This is a genomic window from uncultured Methanobrevibacter sp., assembly GCF_902801725.1.
GTDB lineage: Archaea > Methanobacteriota > Methanobacteria > Methanobacteriales > Methanobacteriaceae > Methanocatella.
Genome location: NZ_CADCJB010000024.1, coordinates 20,737 through 40,929 on the forward strand (window position 1 = coordinate 20,737; position 20,193 = coordinate 40,929).

Below are 20,193 nucleotides of genomic sequence, written 5' to 3' on the forward strand. Positions count from 1 at the left end.
AAGAGGCGAATATTAAATGATACAAATGACATTAATACAAATTGACAATTACGGGCCGTGGACTGTAACTCCAAGGCCACGTACTGAATCTGATTTACAAATGCTTCAAGCTAGTTTATTTGCTGATTTAAATAATCATTTCGGTAATAAGAAAGGTTTAGTATTCTTTACCCGATTTGATAATTTGCTTGCAATTTCAAATGGTCTTGATGAGGAAGATCATTTAAGAATCCAAAGGTCAATCAGAAACAGATATCCTATTACCATAAGTATGGGTGTTGGAGCTGCAAAAACTCCTCATGAAGCTCAAAAATTAGCAACTATTGCTCTTCAGAAAGCAGGTAGTGCACAATCTGGTGAAAGAAAGGAAATTTTAGCTATTGACAGTTTAGTCAGCGAAGAAGACAGTTATGTTCAAGCAGCACATATTGACATTAACAGTGTAACTGAAACATTAACTGACATTGAATCTGCTTTTGATACAAGTTTCATGGTCAATAAGGCTCAACATTATTTGATGACTAAATTAATTAAGAAAGGAGCATTATTATTCTTCATTGGTGGAGATAACTTCATGTCACCATGCAACGGTTTATCCGAAAAGGAAATCGAAGAAATCATGGTTGAAATTGATGAAGAAATTGGAATTAAACTTAAAGCAGGTATCGGCAGAGGTAAAAATGCTGAAGATGCGGCATATATGGCAGATATTGGTCTTGAAGAAATCAGAGCAAATAACAATGAAATGTGGACCTGGGTAATTGAAAAAGAATACTAAGTGATTTTATGATGAAGGTAGTTGCGCCAATGGCGGGAATTTCAGATTCCGAATTTTTAAATCGTGTTATTCCATTGGGTTTTGATGTGGCTACTTTAGGCGGATATAGTTTGGATGAACCAACTATTGAGGCAAGTAAAAGAATTATTGAAAGGGGAAGAAAGGAATTTGATTTTCCTTTAAATGAGATTTATTCATACATTGAAAATGAAGTTGAATCTATTAAAAAAGTTCATAGTGATGTAAAAGTATCTGCAAACGTTAGGGCAACAACTCCACAACCTATTATTGAAGTTGGTAAAATTAAAAAGCTTGATATTGTTGAAATTAATTGTCATTGTCGCCAAGATGAAATCAGGTCTATTGGTTGTGGACAGGAAATGTTGTTGAATCCTGATTTGGGAAATTTTATATCTGATGTTGTTGATGATGTCGAATGTGAAGTTTCAGTTAAGATTAGGGCTAATGTTGATGGGATTGATACGGTAGAAATCGCTAAAGTAATTGATGATGCCGGTGCAGATTATTTGCATATTGATGCTATGAAAAAAGGTATTTTTGATGCTGATTATGACCTCGTAAAAGAGATTTGTGACAATACGAATATTAAAGTAATTGGAAATAACTCCATGAACTGTGAAAAGAATATTAAAAAAATGATTAATTCTGGCGTTTATGGATTTTCAATAGCGAGGGCAGTTATTTCGGGCAATCTGGATTTTAATATTTCTCAATTTTAATATTTTTAAAACAATTGTTATTAGAAAGTATTATTAATAGTTTATAATATAAATTATGTCAATAGGTGATTTCATGGATTTTATTACACTTAAGAATATTACAAAAAATTTCGATGGTGTTGATGTTCTTAAAGATATTAATTTGAAGATTAGTGAAGGGGAAACTTTAGGTATTTTAGGACGTAGTGGAAGTGGAAAATCTGTTTTAATTAACATGCTTAGAGGTACATTGGACTATAAGCCTGATGCAGGTAATATCATAATGAACCTTGCTGTCTGTCCTGATTGTTTGGCTGTGGACTCTCCATCTCATATTGGTGAAAGATGCAGTTGCGGTGGAACTCTTGAAGCTAAAGAAGTTGATTTCTTCAATGCTGAAAGAAAGTTATTTGCAAGTATCAAAAGAAGAATAGCTATTATGTTACAACGTAACTTCGCATTATATGATGAAGAAACTGTAATCGAAAATGTAATGAGGGCAATGCCTGATGATATGGATTATGAAGAAGGTTTATATTTTGCTTTGGAGTTACTTGAAATGGTTCAAATGAATCATAGGATTACCCATATCGCTCGTGACTTAAGTGGTGGGGAAAAACAGAGAGTTGTACTTGCAAGGCAATTGGCTAAGAAGCCAATGACATTTTTAGCTGATGAACCGACTGGTACATTGGACCCTCAAACTGCGGTAAAATTACACAATACTCTAAAAGAAGGGGTAAAAGATGAAGGAATCACCATGCTAATCACTTCTCACTGGCCAGAAGTAATGACTGAACTTGCAGACAATGTTATTTGGTTAGAGGATGGTCAAATCAAAGAGGAAGGCGAACCTAATACTGTTGTTGACCACTTTATGGAAACAGTACCAATTCCTGAAAAACCGGAAATTCCGGAATTTGGTGAAAAACAGGTTATTCTTGAAGATGTTAAAAAACATTACTACTCAATAGAAAGGGGAGTAGTAAAAGCGGTTGACGGAATTAGCCTAGACATCAATAAGGAAGAGATTTTCGGTATTGTCGGTTTAAGCGGTTCTGGTAAAACTACTACTACAAGAATGCTGATGGGACTGACTGAACCAAGTAGCGGTGACATTCAAATTAAGCTTGGTGATGAATGGATTGACATGACTAAAGTAGGTCCACTTAATCGTGGCCGTATCATGCCTTATATTGGTTTATTACATCAAGAATATTCATTATATCCTCACAGAACTATTTTAGGTAACTTGACTGATGCAATCAGTTTGAATTTGCCTGCAGAATTCGGTAAGATTAAAGCTACACATGCATTGACCACTGTAGGATTTTCTGATGCAACAGCAAATGCGATTCTTGACAAGTATCCTGATCAGTTAAGTGTAGGTGAAAAACATAGGGTTGCTCTTGCTCAAGTTTTAATTAAAGAACCAAACCTTATTGTTTTGGACGAACCGACAGGTACTATGGATCCTGTCACTCGTGTAGTTGTAACTGATTCTATTTTGAAAGCACGTACTGAATTGGAACAGACATTCATTATCATCTCTCACGATATGGACTTTGTACTGGATGTTTGTGACAGGGCTGCTTTAATGAGAGGAGGAAAAATATTGGATATTGGTACTCCTGAAGAAATAGTTCAGCAATTAACTCCTGATGAAAAAGAAGATATGCTCAAAGAAAGATAATCTTCTTATTCATTTAATATTTTTTTTATTTTTTTCCATTCCGGACAATGTATGTCCATTAATTTTTTAAATTTTTTCCCATGATTGAATTCTATCAGATGACACAGTTCATGTATCATTACATATTCAAGACAAATTGGATCTTTTTTTGCTAATTTTAAATTTAATGTTATTCTTTTGTCCTGATATCTGCAATTTCCCCAGTTTTTCATATTTCTCACTTTTACTTCGGAGGGTGTTTTTCCAACACGTTTGCTGCATTTTTCTAAAACAGGAGGTATTGCTTTTTTAAGCTCTTTCCTGTATAATTCATTTAATATTTTTTCACGGGTTTCCTTTCTGCTTCTTTTTGGGACTGGAAGATAAATGATATTTTTGTCATAATCAACAACTGTTTTTTTTAAATCCTCTTTGGAAACCAATTGCAGAGTGTATTCTTTTCCCCAAAGGTAGTGTGTTTCACCGCTTTTGTATTTCAGCGGAGCATTGATTTCATTGCTTATAATCAGTTCCTGTTTTTTCAAAATCCAATCCTTTCTGTCTCTGACGAAATTAACAATTTCTTCATGGGGCAGAAAATGTGGTGCTGAGATTATGATTTCTCCATTTGGCGGTAAAACCCGAAGATACATATTTTTAATGTTTTTTCTGTGTAATTTTATGGTTAGGTCGTCAATTTTTACTTCTTTTGTAATCATAGGAATCTGGTTGATGTTTGTATTTTAAATTTATATTACATTCTTTAATGCTTAAATAGTTTTCTTACAAAAAAGATTATATATTCATTGTTTAAATAAATTATATTAATATTTTATATTAACTACTTATTATTGAATAATTTAATTTATTGGAGGATTATTATGACTTGGGAAGATGCGCCGTCTCATATTTGTAGGGGTGGTGATATAAGAGGACTCGCTTTTTGTTGTCCGCCAGTTAAACCATGCCCAGTTTTAAATGCATTACAGGAAATTAATTTAACTCCTCAGGAGTTCATTAACATTAAAGTTCAATTTGGAAAAGAAACCAGATTAGGTGAAGGAGCAGGGACCTGTTTCGGGTCACTTGTATGGTGTTGTAAACCATCAAAACCTTGCCCATTGAGAGATATGACTTTAAAGAATATGGGAATGAGTCATGAAGAGTACTTGGATTTAAAGAAACAATTGTCAGAAAGGCTGGTTGGAATTAAAAAGCCTGATCCTGATGAAAGGGCTGAAGCATTGGCAGAAACATTTCATGTTAGCAAAATTGAAGCTATGAATGTTTTGACTGAATGCAATAATGATTTAAGGGCTGCAGTTAAAGTATTGCATTCCCGTTCACTTGAAAAATCTGATTAAAATGGATTGGACTTCTCTATATTTAAAAACATCTGATTTGAATGTATTTATTTTAGGCACAGGGGAAGTTGCAACCCGGAGGGCCAATAAGTTTTTAGACCACGGGGCCAATGTAAAATTGGCTGGAAACACCTTATCTGAAGATTTGTGTGATAAGGGTGCGGTTTTATGTTCTGTTGATGATGTTGATGAAATGGTTTCATGGTCGGATTTGGTTGTAGTGGCCAGTGGTGATGAAAAGTTGTGCGAGCATGTTTCAAATATTGCTCAAAATAAATTGGTTAATAGGGCTGATTTACCACAAAAGGGAGATATTATTGTTCCTACAAGCTTTGAAATTGGAGAAATTGAAATATCTATTTTTACAAATGGCAAAAGTCCATTAATGGCTCGTCAATTGCGCAAAAAGATTCAATCTATTATTACTGAAGAGGATATTCTCGAAATTGAACTTCAGGATTATGCACGTTCAATTTTAAAAGAGGTAATTGATGACCAAAAGCAACGCAGAAAGTATCTTTATGATATTTTTGAAGATGAAAGGATTAATGACTTTATTAAAGATAGAAAAATTGAAGAAGCTAAAATGTATATTAATAACTTGATAAGGGGATTAGAGTGATACTTAATTTAAGGGTAGACCATAAAATTGCGGATATTCAATCAATGGAGAATATTTCAAAGGATATTGACGACTTATTTTGGAATTTGCAGGAAAAATATTCCGTTGGTGAATATGTTGAAATTTCCACATGTAACAGAAAAGAGTATTATATTAAAAACGATAATATTTCCGAGGATGATGAATTATTGTCTCATGAAAATCAAAGCATTATAATTGAATATGGCAATTCTGCAGTTATGCACCTCCTGCGTATGACTTCCGGTTTGGAATCAATGATTGTTGGTGAGGACCAAATCCTGGGTCAGGTTAAAGATGCTAAACACAAGGCAATGAAGGAGCATCACTGTGGTAAAGCATTGGATGCTGTTTTTACAAAAGCTATTCATGTTGGTCAGGTCGTTAGAAATAAAACCAATATCAATAAGGGATCTGTTTCAATTGGGTCTGCTGCAATCGATTTGGCTGAAAAACACATGGGAAGTTTGGATGATAAATCTGTTCTGGTTATCGGTGCGGGCAAAATGGGAAAATTGGTCGCCAAAGCACTTGCTGAAAAAGACTTGAATGCTATTTTTGTTGCCAACAGAACTTATTATGTTGCTGTTGAGCTTGCCAAGGATTTGGGTGGTGAGGCCATATTGTTCAGTGAACTTGAAAAATATTTGGCAACAGCCGATTTGGTCATCAGTGCAACAAGTGCTCCTCATGCAATAATCACTAAAAAACGTTTATTGGGTATTGAAAGGGATTATGATGATTTGATGATGGTTGACATTGCAAATCCCCGCGATATTTCAGAAGATGTTAGTGAATTGGGTGTTAAATTGTTCAATATCGATGACTTGAGGGAGATTGCTGATGAAAATACTAATCTCAGAATCAAGGAATTTGGTCAGGCAGAAAACATCATCGATGAAGAGTTCATTTTACTTAAAGAATCCTTTAAAATAATGGAAGTTGAAGAAACACTCGCCAGTTTAAGGTCATCTATGGAAGAGATAAGACAACGTGAAACTAAAAAAGCATTAGTTAAGTTGGCTGATGTAGATGGTAGCGCAAAAATTTTAAATAATTTAACAAATTCCATTGTCAATAAGATATTTTTCGATATTTCTAAAAATGTTAAGGATGCTGCAAAAGATGAAAATAAGGAAGTTATTGCAGCTGCGGAATATCTGTTTAATTCAAAGTAATTATTCAAACATTCCTTTAACATCTAAATTTTTAATTTTACAGGATTGCATTGAATATTCAATGTGTTTCATAGTTAATGTATTGTCATCATTAGCTATAGCATTATGAAGAGCAGTTTTAAGTATTTTTTCTTTAATGTCTCTTCCTGACATTCCTTTAGTCATTTTGGTAATCTTATTCATGTTCAAATCATATTCTAAAGGTATGGTCTTGAGATTTTTTTCTAATATTTCCTTTCTCTCTTCATCATTTGGCAGGATGAATTCAATTTCCTCTTCGAATCTGCTTCTGACTGCATAATCGAGGGATGTTGGATTGTTGGTAGCTCCAATAGTTATGACTGATTCGTTTTCACTGATTCCATCCATTTCGGTCAAGAGTGAATTTACTATTTCGGATACGTCTCCCCTTAATGATTGAAATGACCTGTGAAGTGCAATTGCATCAATTTCATCAATGAATATTATTGAAGGTGTTTTTTCACTGGCCTTTTTAAACAAATCATGAATTTTGGATGCACTGTCACCGACATGTTCTCCAATTAATGAAGTTGCTTTTATTAAATGAAGCGGTACTTCAAGCTCATTGGCTAATGCCTTTACAAGCATGGTTTTGCCGGTACCTGGAAGTCCGTAAAATAAAATGTTTTTTGGAGCCCATGGTCCAAACTTATCCGGGTCGTCAAGATATTTGATTAGAACCTTGACTTTATTTTTAGCATTTTTCTGTCCGACAATGTCTGAAATTTTCATTGACTTGTCTATTTTAATTTCGTCTGTAATATTGTTTATTTCTTCATCGATGAGCTTGATTTTAGTATTTTCAGAAATTATTGAGCCGTCAGGTCTTGCAGTTATAATTTCAAAACCGTAATCAGGTATGATTTTTTGATCAAAAAGATAGGAATTTTCTTTTACTTCTAATCCTAACCATTGTTCACGGGCATATTCTTCAAATAATTTTGAATTGGTAATCTCAAAATCGTTTTCCATTAAATTAAAATCGAATGGATAGCCGACAGCTTTCAGAACAACACATTCGGCATATTCTTTATTTTCATTTTCTTTTTTTGCCGATTTTTGGGTTGGAGATTTTAGTTCTTGTTTTTTGTTATCTGTTTTCAATAAATCAGCTCCCGGATTTTATAATTTTTAACATTTCTTTTTTTTGTATGTTTTATTATTTATATTAGTCGTGATAAATTTAAAAGTGGTGATAATATCATGAGTTTTAGAACTAGGAGAGTATTGCTTAGCGCCCCATTCTATGCGGTATTTCAATTTTTCCTTTTAAAATACATGTTTTTACTGATTTGTGAAGTAAATGATATTTATTTTGCTTGTGCAGGTATTTTAATTGGTTTGATGCGTTGCATCCCTGTATTTTTCGAAGAAAAAAAGTCAACCGTTGGCGGAAGATTTATTCAGACTGTTGACGGTATATGGATGTGGGCTTCCTTAATGTTTTTAATTGATGTCGTAATGATTTATATGTTCAATACTTTTGTGGCTATTCCGAAGTTTGTTATTTGTCTGTTACTAGCTATTGTTCCTGTTCTGGGCGTTTATAATTATCATAAGGCTCACCAGCTGGTTGTCAAGGAGAGAGTATTGGAACTGGAAAATCTGACTCATGATATTAATATTGTTCATTTGTCTGATGTTCATTTCGGGTCTGTAAGGCATAAGCAGATTATTTCACAAATTGCAGATAAATTAAAAGAATTGGAAGATACCTGCAGTTTGGCAATCATTTCAGGTGATTTGGCGGATGGCTCTTCAGTTGTGGAATTCGATGACTTTGACGGATTAAAGAATGTTGAAATGCCGATAGTTTTCACACCAGGAAACCATGATTTCTATATTGGAATCGACAGTGTTGTTGAGGCATGTAAAAATGCAGGAATTATAGTTTTGGATAATGACAAACTAGAATTTGAAAATTTGAATATTTATGGTCTGACATATAGTTTTGATGATATTCTGATGCCGACCTCTGATGAAATAAAAAATAATTTAAATCCTAATTCAGTAAATATTATTAATTATCATGTTCCTTATCGCTGGGACGAATTTTCATCGATGGGCTTTGACATTCAATTGTCAGGGCATACTCACGGAGGACAATTTTATCCTGTAGTCCAGATTGCAAATATCCTGTTTAAATATAACAAGGGGCTTTTTGCAAACGAATCCGGAAAATATATTCATGTTACGACTGGTGTTGGATCAATGGACACTCCGATGAGATGGGGAACTGATTCTGAATTAGTAATTTTAAAATTAAGAAGAAAATAGATATTGGGTGTTTGGTAATGGTTGGATTTAATTATTGCATGAATTGCGGCTCTAAAGTGAGTCCTCTTGACAAGTTCTGTGCAAACTGTGGCGCTAAACTTGAAGAACCTGATGGGGAATTCATTCAGGATGAAGATTTCTTTTTGAAGTATGATATAAAAATTGAAAACTTAAAAAAAGAATATGATTTAAAAGTAAACCGGGCAATTGAATTAATTCAAAAGCAATTTAATTCATCAGAAAACAGTTATAGGGTATTTATTTCGACAATCAATGAAAGCAATAATGTTTTCTACAACAATATTGAAGTTTCATCAGATATTATAAAATTGGCCACCAGACCCTCTGAAAAAATTAAAAAAGAGCTGGAAATTAAGATTTATACATTGGAAAAAATCATCGACAAATTAGAGGATTTCATCGATGAATTAATTATCCACATGTCTGATGAAAGTGAAAAGGAAGTAAAGACCTTAACCCGGGAATTGGATGACCTAATAGATTCCGTTAAGGATTATTAAATCATCTCTTCATATATATTTTTCATCTTCAAAGAATCCAAATCCCTCTCTGGTGTTTCACAGATGATGTTTGCTTTCCATCCGTTGTCGATTAAATTTGATAGCAAATCTTTCACGTCAGGTCCGTATTCATCGCTTTCTTCGAGGGTATGATGTTTTACTTCGCCACCCCTACCATATTCTATGGTGGTATAATGGCAATGCAGGATGTCAATGTCCAAATTGTCTTCAATTGTTGAAAAAATACAATTGTAATCTTCTTTTTTATTCAAAAATCCACGACCTCTGGCATGGACATGAGCAAAATCAATTGTAGGTTCAAAGTGGTCGAATGTTGCACATAATTCAACAACTTCACTAACGTTTCCGAGCTGTGTTCTTTTTCCAGTGGTTTCTGGAGCAAATGTGTAATTTTCAATTCCTTCAGCTTCAAGCTCCTCAAATAATCTGTTGACAGTATTTTTTGATATTTCCATTGCTTTAGCAGGTTTTCTATTTAGGTATGCTCCGGGATGGAAAACCAATCTGTAAGCACCCATCCATTCGCCTGCACGGGCGGCGGCTATTAGATGGCCGATGCTTTTATCAAGTTTTTCCTCTTCTTTAGCGCAGAGGTTGATATAATACGGTGCATGCATTGAAACCAAAATGTCATGTTTTTCAGATTCTTCTTTAAGTGTGGTTGCAGCTTTTTCGCCAATTCTCACGCCATAGGGTGATTGGTATTCATAGGAATCAAGATTTTCTTCTGAAATGTATTTTGGAGCTTTATATGCTGCACCTTTATAATTGATAGGACTCCCTGCAGGTCCAAAAAGTACATTATGTTTCATTTAAATCAGTTAAAAAAATAGTAAAAAAAGGGGAATTTAGAATATTCCCATAGCTTTGTTAGTTTTTGCAATTGATTTTTCGTTATCGCTTTCCATTTCAAGAAGTGCACGAATAGCGTCAATGTTTTCTGGAATTACGTCAGATTCCTGATGCACTGCTTGCATATAGAATAATTCATTATCTACAACATTGATGGATTCTCTCCAGACTGGAATTTCATATAAATCGTTTCTGTTTCTTCCAAGTTCTTTAGCATATTCCATTAACTCAGCAGTGGAACCTAAACCTTCTTCTGCAGAAACAACAAGCACTCTTGAACGTTTTTCCAAAGCTTCAATGATTTCTTCGGTTTCAACATCGTTGTTTATTTCAACCATGATGTTGTGTTGGTGCATTAGGGTAGTAGGCACGAGCAATGCCATGGTTGTTACATCAATGCCTTTCATTACGGTTTTTACATCCGGCCCGTGGTGGGACGGTACTTTTGGAGGATTTGGAACAATTGCGTTGATTGGTCCTTTTTTGATTTCGGAAGGGTCTGATCCTCTTCTTACCATTACTGCCCTAACTTTTTTAATGTCTGCAATAGGGTCAATTGTAGATAGTGTACGGGTTAATCCGGTGGTGTTACAGGATACTACTCTTGTGTAGTCTGCACCATAGGAGTCATCATAATTACCAAAAGCATTAAATGAAAGGCCTGTTAATTCGTGGTCTTCTCCACCTTGATAAATTGCTTTTACACCTGCTTTTTTATACATTTCAAGGTTTTGAGGACCTATACTTCCAGGAGTACAGTCAACAACAACATCTGCTTCTTGAATCATTTCTTCAACAGTACCGGCTATTTCAATTCCAGCATCTTTGAATAATTGTTCTCTTTCTGGAATTCCAATGTATAATGGGTAGCCTTTTTCTTCAACAGCGGTTCTTGCTTCATAGTTTGGTCTAGTTTTACTTACACCAATAACTTTCATATCATCTTGAGCGGCAACAGCGTCAGCCACTCTTTTACCGATGGTTCCATAACCATTAATTGCAACAGTTTTCATTTTAATCCCTTTTTTAAATTATAATAATTGAATATTATATGGATTTAAATCTGTTGTTTAACTTATATAAAATTTGATGATTAATTTTTGGAAATCTTGATTTGGATTAATCGCTCTGGAAGCAATTTTGATTTTTCAATAACTATTTTAATTATAAGTCATTTAGAATAATTTATATGAATTATAAAATTGATGGTGCCGGTGAAGCGATAGTTTTTATTCATGGTCTTTCGGATAGTTTATTGTATTGGGAATTTTTAGCTAATAATCTTAAAAAGGATTATCAGGTATTGAGAATTGATTTAAGAGGTCATGGTGAAACTGAACGTGGAAATAATGAAATTACAATAGATTTGTTATGCGAGGACTTAAGAAATCTTTTGGATGAGCTGTATATTGAAAATATTAATTTGGTGGGATTTTCTTTGGGTAGTGCTGTTGCTCTTGACTTTACAATCAGATATCCTCAGATGGTTTCTTCGTTAGTGTTGATGTCAGGTTTTTATAAGCCTGATGAACAATCAAAAGATATTTTAAGTCAGTTTAAAAGTGCATTAAACAGCAGTTTTGATGAGTTTTATGATTTATTGTTTTCTATGAGTTTATGTTCGAGTGTAATTGAAAATAACAGAGAAGAATTGGCATTTTTAAAAAAATTTGCTTCACAAACTGCAGATATGGATGCTTACATCCAATCTGTTGATGCCTGCCTGAATTTTGATGTGGAAGATAAATTGTCACAAATTGATCCTCCAACATTAATTTTGGCAGGAAAATATGATGAAATATTACCATTAAGTTCACAGCAAGATTTGAAAAACAATATTAAAAATTCAAAACTGGTAGTCTTTGATGATGTGAAGCATAATCTGTTGGTTGGAAAAAATAAAGAGAAAATATTGTCGATTTTAAAAAGTTTCATAAAAAAAGAAAGGTAAGTAGAATTATTCTACTTTGAATCCGGCTTCTTCAACAGCGTCATTTATGTCAGCATCGCTAACATCGTCAGACATGGTAATTGTGGTTATTCCAGAATCCAAATCCGCCTTAGCATCTTCGATTCCGTCAACATCTTTCAAACATAATTCGACAGCATTAACACATGAAGGACAGTGCATACCAACTACTTTAATTTCTTTTTCAGCCATAGTAATTCACCTAATTATTGATATTTAATATTTTACTTTTGATTTATTTAAAGTTTTTTTTACACCTATCTGTAATTTATTGTAGTCCTTATTTGAAATTTTATAACGAACTAGCGTTGAAGAATAGACGATTACAATAATTGACCCGATATTGTGGATTAATGCACCTTCAATCGGATTTAAAACTCCCAAAATCGCCAATGCCATAGCTAAAATATTCAAAACCAATGCAAATCCTATTCCTATATTTATTATTTGCACTGTTTTTCTGGCTATTCCAATCAGATGGGGAATGTCTCCTATATTGTCGTGGATTAATGCAATGTTTGCTGCTTCAACGCTGATGTCACTTCCAATATCGCTCATTGCTATTCCGACATTGGCCTTCCTTAGTGAAGGAGCATCATTTAATCCGTCTCCAATCATGGCGACTTTATGTCCGAGTATCTGTTCCCGTTTGATATATTCAGTTTTATCTTCCGGAAGGCAGTTGAACTTGACGTTTCTCACTTTGACTTGATCGGCAATGAATTTTGTTGTTTTTTCATTGTCTCCGCTAAGAAGTGCTGTTTTGATTCGCATCCTTTTCAGATTTGTTATTGTCTGTCTGGAATTTTTACGCAGGGTGTCTGCAAGATGTATTTTTCCAAGAATTTCGTCGTCTTTTGATACAAATATTTCAATCTCTCCGTTTTGAGGTTCTTCGTTGTATTTTGAGGGGATGTTTTCCTCTTTTATGAGTTTTTTGTTTCCTGCAAGTATTCTTGAATTGTTTATGGTACCACTAACTCCCATTCCTATATGTATTTTAAAGTCGTTGACTTCTGCAAGTTCGATGCCGGTGTAGGATTTGACTATTGCCTTTGCAATGGGGTGTTCGGATTTTGATTCAAGTGATGCAAGTAAATGAGTCATTTCGTCGAGTTTGTCTGAGATGACATTGACAACTTTCGGCTCGCCGTTTGTCAGGGTTCCTGTTTTATCAAAGACAAGTTCGTCAACATGGGCCAGCTCTTCTAAAGATTCTCCATCTTTTACTAGGATGCCGTATTTTGTTAAATTTCCGATGGAAGCCATGATTGCAGTGGGTGTGGCCAGTATTAATGCGCATGGGCAGAATACCACAAGGATTGTAACTGATCTGCTTATTTCAAATGTATATAAATATGTCAATATTGCTGCTGTAAATGCTATTACGACGATAATTGCTGCCCATTTGTCTGCAGTTTGGACAATTTTTGCATTTTCTGGCTTTGATGATTCAACCAATCTTATTAGCTTTTGAAGAGAACTGTCTTGGCTGATTTTTGTTGTTTTCATTGTAAATGAACCATAAAGATTGGTTGTTCCACTAAAGACTTCATCGTTTTCTTTTTTGTCTGCTGGAACGGATTCTCCAGTTAATGCTGATTGGTCTATTGAGGTTTCACCATTTAATATTATTCCATCGGTTGGAATACTTTCACCGGGCAGTACCTTTAAGATATCTCCGATTTCTATATTTTTAACAGGTATTTTTTCTTCAATTCCATTCTTGACTCTTGTTGCGACTTGAGGTGTCATTTTAACGAGTTCTTCAATTCTTCCCTGTGTTTTTGACACAGTATAATCTTCTAAAAATCCTCCTATTGCCATGATTGTAGCAATTTCTCCTGCAGCAAATACTTCGCCTATGATTATTGATGCAATAATTGCAATTGAGACAAGTAAATCTGCAGTTAGGTCAAATTCCATTATCATTCCTTCAATGCATTCTTTAAAAATTGGTATTCCACATAAAAGTACGGCAATCCATGAGATGTAATCTAGAGATAGAACGAAACTTGCAATAATGCTTATTGCTGAAACTGCAATTTTCAGGATGTCCATTTTTTCATCTTTTGTAAATTTCATTTTAAACAGCCCCTAGGTATAGGTATACCCCCATAGGTATTTAAAGTTATTTTAAAAAAAATTAAAGTCTGGAGTAATACTCCATTATTGAAGAAATATCTCCCAATGCATCATCAGAATTTCCATTTTCAATAGCTTCTTTAACACAATGTTCTAAGTGTCCTTCCACAATAATGTGTCCTACTTTATGTAATGCTGATTTGGATGCATTTACCTGCATCAATATTTGTTCACAGGGGATATCTTCATCAATCATGCGATCAATTGCATTTATCTGACCTATAATTTTTTTAAGTCGTCTATGTAAATTTTCACTGTCCATACATTCTTTCATAATAACACTACCTATACCTACAAGGGTATATAATTATCATCATATATAAATTTATCCAACTTTTTTCCATTTGGAATTGATTTTTTTGTGAATAAAATTAACAAAATATTTAAATTATTTAATATACATATATAATTCAAAGGCGATATTATGGACATCGTAAAAACATATAATGATAAAGAATTAACTATCGAAGTTGGAGATCGTATAGATACAGTAACAGCACCAGATTTTGAAAATGAAATAATGGATGAAATGGGTAAATTCGACTCATTAATTCTTGATTTGAATAATTTGGAGTATATTTCCAGTGCTGGATTAAGAGTATTAGTTTTAGTTCAGAAAAAATTACAACCGGACAACATTCCATTTGTTATAATTAATGTTAATGACACTATCAAGGAAATCTTTTCAATGTCTGGTTTTGATAAAATTTTAACAATTAAATAATTATTTTGATTTAAATTAGTTTAATAAAGTTCCTTTATTAATCTTTATCTATTTTTGCTTTTTGTTTTTAAAAATTAATGATATGCAGATATTTTGGCATATGATTATATTTTAGTTATTATTTTTCTAATTTCCAGTTTAATTTATGTAAAAATAGTAATTCTAATTTTTGGAAATGATTTTAAAAAAATAAAAAAAAAAGGGAGGAAAAGTTCAAGTCTATGCTTGATTTTCCATTTCTTCAAATTTAGCTGGGAAATATGTGTCTACTACATATTCAAGCCCATATTTGGAGAAAGATTGCTGTTCTGCTTTTTTACCAATTTTAAGCATCTTTTTAATTTCTGTTTGCCAGAATTCGCTTTTATACCTTGGGTCTTTAGAAAGCTCTTTGAGTCTCATCACATCAACGTCTTTGAGTTTATCTGTAGGTAAATCATAGTTGATAATGTCGGATGCGGTTACTCCGATAAATTTGGCATCTGGAGTAGCAAGCTGATGATTAACGTGAGCTAATTTTGCACTTCCGGAAATAATTACCTGTGCAATGTGGAATCCCCAAGGGTCTCCGTCGTTACAGATGTAGACTGGTAATCCAAGTTCTTCATTAACTCTTTTAAGGAATCTTCTTGTTGCACGAGCGGCCTGTCCTTTAAGCCCAACAATCAATGTATTAAATCTTTTGTGAGCATTTTCCTGTACTAACCTGTGAAACATTCCCATGGTTTCCACAGCCAGTACCTTATCGACATTGCATTCGAGGAAGTTTACTTGGTCAATTGTTGGTGAAATTGTATATCCTGATTTTCCAACTTTTGCAGCATTAATTTCAACTTCATCGAATAGGGTAATGTCCCCATAAACGGATGCTCCGTCTTCTTCAGGCATTAGACCTAACTCTTCACGTGTGGTTCCGAGTGTAACTTCCAGGTCTTCTCCAACAATGTTTGATTCTTGCTGTGTTTTAAAGCTTATTCCCCAACCTTCTGAAACATAATACATTTCCCTGATGGTAGCGGTTTTTTCACGGGCTACAAGATCTTTACAAAAGTTACCTACATAAACCATTTGGCCCAATTTTCTAATCTGTTTCACATTACCTAAAGATCTCTTTCCGTATCTGTCACCTAATACATAGTATCTTTTTGCATCGTCATAAACAATGTTTCCAGTACCTCTAGAAGGAACTCTAATGGAAGGGACTTTCTTTTCCTCAATTTTTTCGATAATTTCTTGGCCTAAACCTGTAAGCTTATTAAGAGTGTATTCTTTTCTTACTTCTTTGTGTGATTTGCCTTCCTGTTCAACCTTAGTCATCTAATCACCTATTCTTCTAGCTCCTCATCTTCATCTTCTCTGAAGCTGTCTAATGTTGAATTTTCACCTTTGACGGTGTGTCCGAATTCATCAACTTCTTCCATGATGATTGCATCAAGTTCTTCTTCTTCCTCTTCCTCTTCAACTTTTTCTCCAAGTAATTCAGCAAGCGCTCTTTTTGTAACTTTTGCTAAAACTTCATGATATTCTGGGACTCCAGTTTCTCCAAGTTTTGCAGCTTCTTCGATAATTACAGGAACGTATTCTTCAAATACTTTTGAACGTTTTTCTTTTTCTTTCGCTGCTCTTTTAGCCCTAATGTGCTTTTGAAGTTTACGGGCTAATTTCATGGTTGATTGTCTGATTTCGTGAACTATTTCAGGTTCTGGAGATACACTTTGTTTACCTGTTGAAAGATAAGGCACTTGTGTTGAGATAATATTTACGAATAATGTTAATGGTGTATTGTCCATATCTTTAAGTCCATAACGTTTCCAATCAATGCTTTTAAGTGCTTCTGTAATAGCACAGCTTCCGGCATCGAAGGTTAATGGAACTCTGTTTGCAAATCTCATGATTTCGGATTTTCTTTGTTCGTTCACAACTCTACCAGCATCTCCTCCGTATGCAAGCCCTGCTTCAATAATGAATGATACACCTCCGGCATAAGTAACCGGTTTTCTTGTTATTGTAGCTACAAATTCAGGTTTTAGAATTTGTTTCATACCTTTTTCAATCTGATCTGAACCGATTGGTATGAGTCCGTCGGTTGGAGGAGCCATGAATTTCATTTTCTTAAAGCATTGAACGATAGCTTCCGCTTCCTGGAAAGTCATGTCTTTTGGACGTTTGTTCATGTCGATTCCGGTAAGTTCAGCGATTTCATCAGCTCTTTTATTGGACATTCTTGACATTGATGAAGTTAGCATACTTTTATATCTTCTGCTGTCGGTATTTTTAGCCATTGTCATTAAATCGTCGGCACTTACACCTTTAGGGTGTGGCAGTACTTCTTTTGGTTGTACTGGAACAACATCTGCTGCTCTTTTGAAGATATATTTGTGTCCTGATGGGTCTCTGAAGGTAATTTTTGCATGAGGGTTTCCAATCATGGTTCTTCTGATGTATTCAAAAGCACCTTGTTCTGCAAGAGAGTAGGAAACATCTTTGAATTGCAATTCAATACATACTCCAGTACTTTCTCCAACATAATCTTCTCTTTCCATTAAAATTCCGCGGTTGTTTTCAACATCCATCTGGAATTTCATTTTTACCCCTTTAATTTCATCTCCTTCTTTGTAACATGAAATTACACGTGCAGGTTTACCTGTAGTCATTTGTGATAGGAGAACACAACCACTACAACCTAAACCTTGTTGTCCTCTTGATTGGATGTTTCTGAATTTTGATCCTGCAAACATCATACAGTATACTTGCATTACATAATCCTCAGGAATTCCAGGTCCGTTATCCTTATGCCTTAAAATGTAATGCTCTTTGTCAACACGTTTCAACTCTATGTCAATATCAGGCAATATTCCAGACTCTTCACATGCGTCAAAACTGTTTGTAATTAATTCGTGAAAAACAATAGTTAATGAACGAATTTTACCGGTAAATCCAAGCATCTGCTTGTTTTTTCTAAAGAACTGGGATGGGGTTAATCTTTGAAAATCCTCTTCCCAATCAAGTCCTAATTCTTGTTGAGCCAAAATCTTTTCCTCCTTTAAATAATATATGTTTAAATTTATTATAGTTAGTATACTTAAATCAAATCAGAGAGCATTTGGAAAGTAATAATTATACAGTGCCCTGCCTAACTTGTTTAAATATGTGGTAAAATAATAATTTAAAAACATGTAAAAAATATAGTATTTGTACTATGTTATCTATATATGGTGGTTAAAGTATATAATAGTTTGCAATTACTAATGTAATTTTTATAGTTATCTTTCATTAGAATTGTTGTGCTTGTGTAATATTTATTTGATATGTAAAAAATCAGCCAAAAAAATTAGGAGTAGGAGGTACTTGCCCCCTAATAATCGTTTTCATCAAATTCGATTCCGTCTTTGAATTCGATTTTATCGTCTTCAATTCCAACCAAATCTTTGAATTCTTTCATTTTTAGAGTTTCCTTTTTATGCTCTAGGAATCCATAAACTGATTTGTGTCTGGAACCGTTTAAAATCATTTCAATTGCTTCTTTTGCAATCATGATGTTGTCCATTTCACCTATTAATGAAACGGTTTTTCCATAGACTGCCATGTCAACTTCAGCCATTTCCATAATTATTTCACGTGTTTTCCCGTCTTTTCCAATAATTCTGCCTTTGTGTCTTGCAAGGGCTTTTTTTGATTTTCCTATGTATAAAGGTAGGCTGATTACTTCAAGATAAATGTCATCACTAACTAATTTAAGTGCAACTTCTGGATTAAATCCACGTGCTACTGCTTTAACAATATGGTTTGCATTCCATACTCCTAATGGATCTTCCATGTTTTCTCCAGGTGTGATATAAACTGTGCCTTCATCACTATCAATGTCTAGGATGGTTCCGGTAGCTTTTTCAATGGATTTTTTAACATTACCATTGCTTCCAATCAATGCTCCTACTCTATTTTGAGGTATTTTCAAATAATCTGTTTCTGGCATAATATCACCTTTTTTTAGTTAATAATATTTTTTTAATCTATTTTATTTAAGAATTTCTAAAAAAGTGGTTAGATTTTAGAGTTTCATTGTTTTTAAATCTTTGTATTGAAGTTAGTCAGTGAAATTTGGAATTAATAGGGGTTGTATTGAAATGATGTTTAGATTCATGCTATTTTAATTATAAAAGTAAAGAATCAATTTAATTTAGTTTTTAATAAGATTTCTTCACGATTAATTTTGGACTGTGCTTTTTTTATTCTAACCTTTACTTTTTTTCATCAATTTTCAATTTTCTTGCTCATGATTTGCATAAACTTAAATAAAATAATTACATTATTTATAATTGATGGGAAATAATATTTTTAATAATTTGACTGATAGGCATGCTGCTATTACTGATGGTGTTTTTGCAATCGCTATGACAATTCTTGTTTTGGAATTTGCGGTTCCAACCTTTTCGGAAATATCATCAGGTGTTGCTTTGAACGAATATTTTATAAGTTATCTGGCACCGTCTATTTTAATATATTTCATAAGTTTTTATATTGTATATAATTTCTGGGAGAACACAGTCATTCTTTTTAATTTTAATAAAATAAACTATGGTATATTAACACTGAATATGCTTACAATGGCTTCTGTTTGTTTAATCCCATTTGCAACAGGATTTCTTTTTAAATTTTACAATTATACTAATGTAAACTTATTCTTTTCATTATTGGTACTTGTTATCAGTTTATTATACATATTGATATTTATATTATTAATTAGGAATAACTTTAAGGGATATTTCGAAAAAAAAGATGAAATAAAAAACTCTCTTCAGGATGATGGGATGGAATTGCCTAATTTAAAATTATACGTTAGGGGAGTCACATTAACATTGTTCTATATCTTGTTGGCGCCGGTTTTCACTTCATTAATATCCATTGTATTGGCATTCGTATCTCCATTATTAAGTGTTCTATCCTTTTTATTGACTTTGCTTTTTGTATTTGTAATTCGTATGAAACGTATTAGCAAAGATAGTCTGGAAAATCTTGATTTGACTGATGATGAAAAAGAATTTGTTGGCAATCTTCGAAAAAGCATTTATGGCGAATGAAGCGATTTGTTGTTTAAATAATTGTATCTAATAAGGAATTCTAATTATCTGTGGATACTTTTAAAACTTAGATCTAATGGGGAAATAGAATCATTAATTTAAATATTTAAATATTTTATCTACATCCTTATCAATAATATCATCATGTGTTGAATTAATATTGATAAACTCATAATCTGAAGCCATTTCATCTAATTCTTCTTTATATTTATTAACTGTACTTAAATAAATAAC

General features: G+C 33.4%; 21 protein-coding genes. 11 read left to right on the forward strand and 10 right to left on the reverse strand.

Annotated features, from left to right (window positions below; genetic code table 11):
- Nucleotides 1-16: 16 nt before the first annotated feature.
- The 3 genes from QZV68_RS06295 to atwA all read left to right on the forward strand — a co-directional run bounded on the left by QZV68_RS06295 (nt 17) and on the right by atwA (nt 3,190).
- Nucleotides 17-778: a GTP cyclohydrolase III gene (locus tag QZV68_RS06295; protein WP_296879648.1), complete on the forward strand. Its 762-nt coding sequence runs from the start codon at nt 17-19 to the stop codon at nt 776-778.
- Nucleotides 779-807: 29 nt separating this feature from the next.
- Nucleotides 808-1,518 (forward strand): MJ0144 family RNA dihydrouridine synthase-like protein, encoded by a 711-nt coding sequence (locus tag QZV68_RS06300; RefSeq protein ID WP_363137084.1) that lies wholly within the window; start codon nt 808-810, stop codon nt 1,516-1,518.
- Between the two features lie 73 nt (nt 1,519-1,591).
- On the forward strand, nt 1,592-3,190 hold the full coding sequence (gene atwA / locus QZV68_RS06305) for a methyl coenzyme M reductase system, component A2 (protein WP_296879652.1): 1,599 nt from the start codon (nt 1,592-1,594) through the stop codon (nt 3,188-3,190).
- A gap of 5 nt (nt 3,191-3,195) precedes the next feature.
- On the opposite strand, the gene QZV68_RS06310 is transcribed toward atwA, so the two are convergent.
- Entirely contained in the window at nt 3,196-3,888 is a 693-nt protein-coding gene (locus QZV68_RS06310; protein ID WP_296879654.1) for a M48 family metallopeptidase, read from the reverse strand.
- 162 nt (nt 3,889-4,050) lie between these two features.
- On the opposite strand from QZV68_RS06310, the gene QZV68_RS06315 reads away from it, so the two are divergent.
- From QZV68_RS06315 to hemA, 3 genes are read left to right on the forward strand one after another with little or no spacing between them, the layout of a single operon-like run.
- Nucleotides 4,051-4,533, forward strand: a complete 483-nt coding sequence (locus tag QZV68_RS06315; protein WP_296879656.1) for a methanogenesis marker 9 domain-containing protein — start codon at nt 4,051-4,053, stop codon at nt 4,531-4,533.
- 1 nt (nt 4,534) lies between these two features.
- On the forward strand, nt 4,535-5,155 hold the full coding sequence (locus tag QZV68_RS06320; RefSeq protein ID WP_296879658.1) for a bifunctional precorrin-2 dehydrogenase/sirohydrochlorin ferrochelatase: 621 nt from the start codon (nt 4,535-4,537) through the stop codon (nt 5,153-5,155).
- Complete coding sequence (hemA, locus tag QZV68_RS06325) at nt 5,152-6,351, forward strand: glutamyl-tRNA reductase (RefSeq protein ID WP_296879661.1); 1,200 nt, start codon at nt 5,152-5,154, stop codon at nt 6,349-6,351. Before QZV68_RS06320 ends, hemA begins: the two co-directional genes overlap by 4 nt.
- Here hemA and QZV68_RS06330 read toward each other — a convergent pair whose 3' ends face one another.
- Nucleotides 6,352-7,476 carry an AAA family ATPase gene (locus QZV68_RS06330; protein ID WP_296879663.1) on the reverse strand — a complete coding sequence of 375 codons (1,125 nt, stop codon included), beginning with the start codon at nt 7,474-7,476 and terminating at the stop codon, nt 6,352-6,354.
- Nucleotides 7,477-7,575: 99 nt separating this feature from the next.
- On the opposite strand from QZV68_RS06330, the gene QZV68_RS06335 reads away from it, so the two are divergent.
- Together QZV68_RS06335 and QZV68_RS06340 are read left to right on the forward strand one after the other, a co-directional pair.
- Nucleotides 7,576-8,649 (forward strand): metallophosphoesterase, encoded by a 1,074-nt coding sequence (locus QZV68_RS06335; protein WP_296879665.1) that lies wholly within the window; start codon nt 7,576-7,578, stop codon nt 8,647-8,649.
- A gap of 17 nt (nt 8,650-8,666) precedes the next feature.
- Complete coding sequence (locus tag QZV68_RS06340; RefSeq protein WP_296879667.1) at nt 8,667-9,170, forward strand: zinc ribbon domain-containing protein; 504 nt, start codon at nt 8,667-8,669, stop codon at nt 9,168-9,170.
- On the opposite strand, the gene QZV68_RS06345 is transcribed toward QZV68_RS06340, so the two are convergent.
- Complete coding sequence (locus QZV68_RS06345; RefSeq protein ID WP_296879669.1) at nt 9,167-10,003, reverse strand: TIM barrel protein; 837 nt, start codon at nt 10,001-10,003, stop codon at nt 9,167-9,169. The genes QZV68_RS06340 and QZV68_RS06345 overlap by 4 nt on opposite strands.
- 36 nt (nt 10,004-10,039) lie before the next feature.
- A complete protein-coding gene (locus QZV68_RS06350) occupies nt 10,040-11,056 on the reverse strand; it encodes a phosphorylating glyceraldehyde-3-phosphate dehydrogenase (protein ID WP_296879672.1) in 1,017 nt (338 codons plus the stop codon).
- A 176-nt stretch (nt 11,057-11,232) separates the two neighbouring features.
- Here QZV68_RS06350 and QZV68_RS06355 point away from each other — a divergent pair, with 176 nt between their 5' ends.
- A complete protein-coding gene (locus QZV68_RS06355; RefSeq protein ID WP_296879674.1) occupies nt 11,233-11,994 on the forward strand; it encodes an alpha/beta fold hydrolase in 762 nt (253 codons plus the stop codon).
- 6 nt (nt 11,995-12,000) lie between these two features.
- On the opposite strand, the gene QZV68_RS06360 is transcribed toward QZV68_RS06355, so the two are convergent.
- The 3 genes from QZV68_RS06360 to QZV68_RS06370 form a co-directional block, all read right to left on the reverse strand.
- Complete coding sequence (locus QZV68_RS06360; RefSeq protein WP_296879676.1) at nt 12,001-12,204, reverse strand: heavy-metal-associated domain-containing protein; 204 nt, start codon at nt 12,202-12,204, stop codon at nt 12,001-12,003.
- 24 nt (nt 12,205-12,228) lie between these two features.
- Entirely contained in the window at nt 12,229-14,097 is a 1,869-nt protein-coding gene (locus QZV68_RS06365) for a cation-translocating P-type ATPase (protein ID WP_296879678.1), read from the reverse strand.
- Between the two features lie 61 nt (nt 14,098-14,158).
- Nucleotides 14,159-14,431, reverse strand: coding sequence for a metal-sensing transcriptional repressor (locus QZV68_RS06370; RefSeq protein WP_296879680.1), 273 nt, complete (start codon nt 14,429-14,431; stop codon nt 14,159-14,161).
- A gap of 150 nt (nt 14,432-14,581) precedes the next feature.
- On the opposite strand from QZV68_RS06370, the gene QZV68_RS06375 reads away from it, so the two are divergent.
- Nucleotides 14,582-14,881, forward strand: coding sequence for an STAS domain-containing protein (locus tag QZV68_RS06375; RefSeq protein WP_296879682.1), 300 nt, complete (start codon nt 14,582-14,584; stop codon nt 14,879-14,881).
- Between the two features lie 219 nt (nt 14,882-15,100).
- Here the strand turns inward: QZV68_RS06375 and QZV68_RS06380 are convergent, their stop codons facing one another.
- The 3 genes from QZV68_RS06380 to QZV68_RS06390 all read right to left on the reverse strand — a co-directional run bounded on the left by QZV68_RS06380 (nt 15,101) and on the right by QZV68_RS06390 (nt 18,854).
- Complete coding sequence (locus QZV68_RS06380) at nt 15,101-16,198, reverse strand: DNA topoisomerase IV subunit A (protein WP_296879684.1); 1,098 nt, start codon at nt 16,196-16,198, stop codon at nt 15,101-15,103.
- Nucleotides 16,199-16,206: 8 nt separating this feature from the next.
- Complete coding sequence (top6B, locus tag QZV68_RS06385; RefSeq protein WP_296879686.1) at nt 16,207-17,910, reverse strand: DNA topoisomerase VI subunit B; 1,704 nt, start codon at nt 17,908-17,910, stop codon at nt 16,207-16,209.
- A 326-nt stretch (nt 17,911-18,236) separates the two neighbouring features.
- A complete protein-coding gene (locus QZV68_RS06390) occupies nt 18,237-18,854 on the reverse strand; it encodes a KH domain-containing protein (RefSeq protein ID WP_296879688.1) in 618 nt (205 codons plus the stop codon).
- Nucleotides 18,855-19,200: 346 nt separating this feature from the next.
- Here QZV68_RS06390 and QZV68_RS06395 point away from each other — a divergent pair, with 346 nt between their 5' ends.
- A complete protein-coding gene (locus QZV68_RS06395; protein WP_296879690.1) occupies nt 19,201-19,959 on the forward strand; it encodes a TMEM175 family protein in 759 nt (252 codons plus the stop codon).
- Nucleotides 19,960-20,193 lie beyond the last annotated feature (234 nt).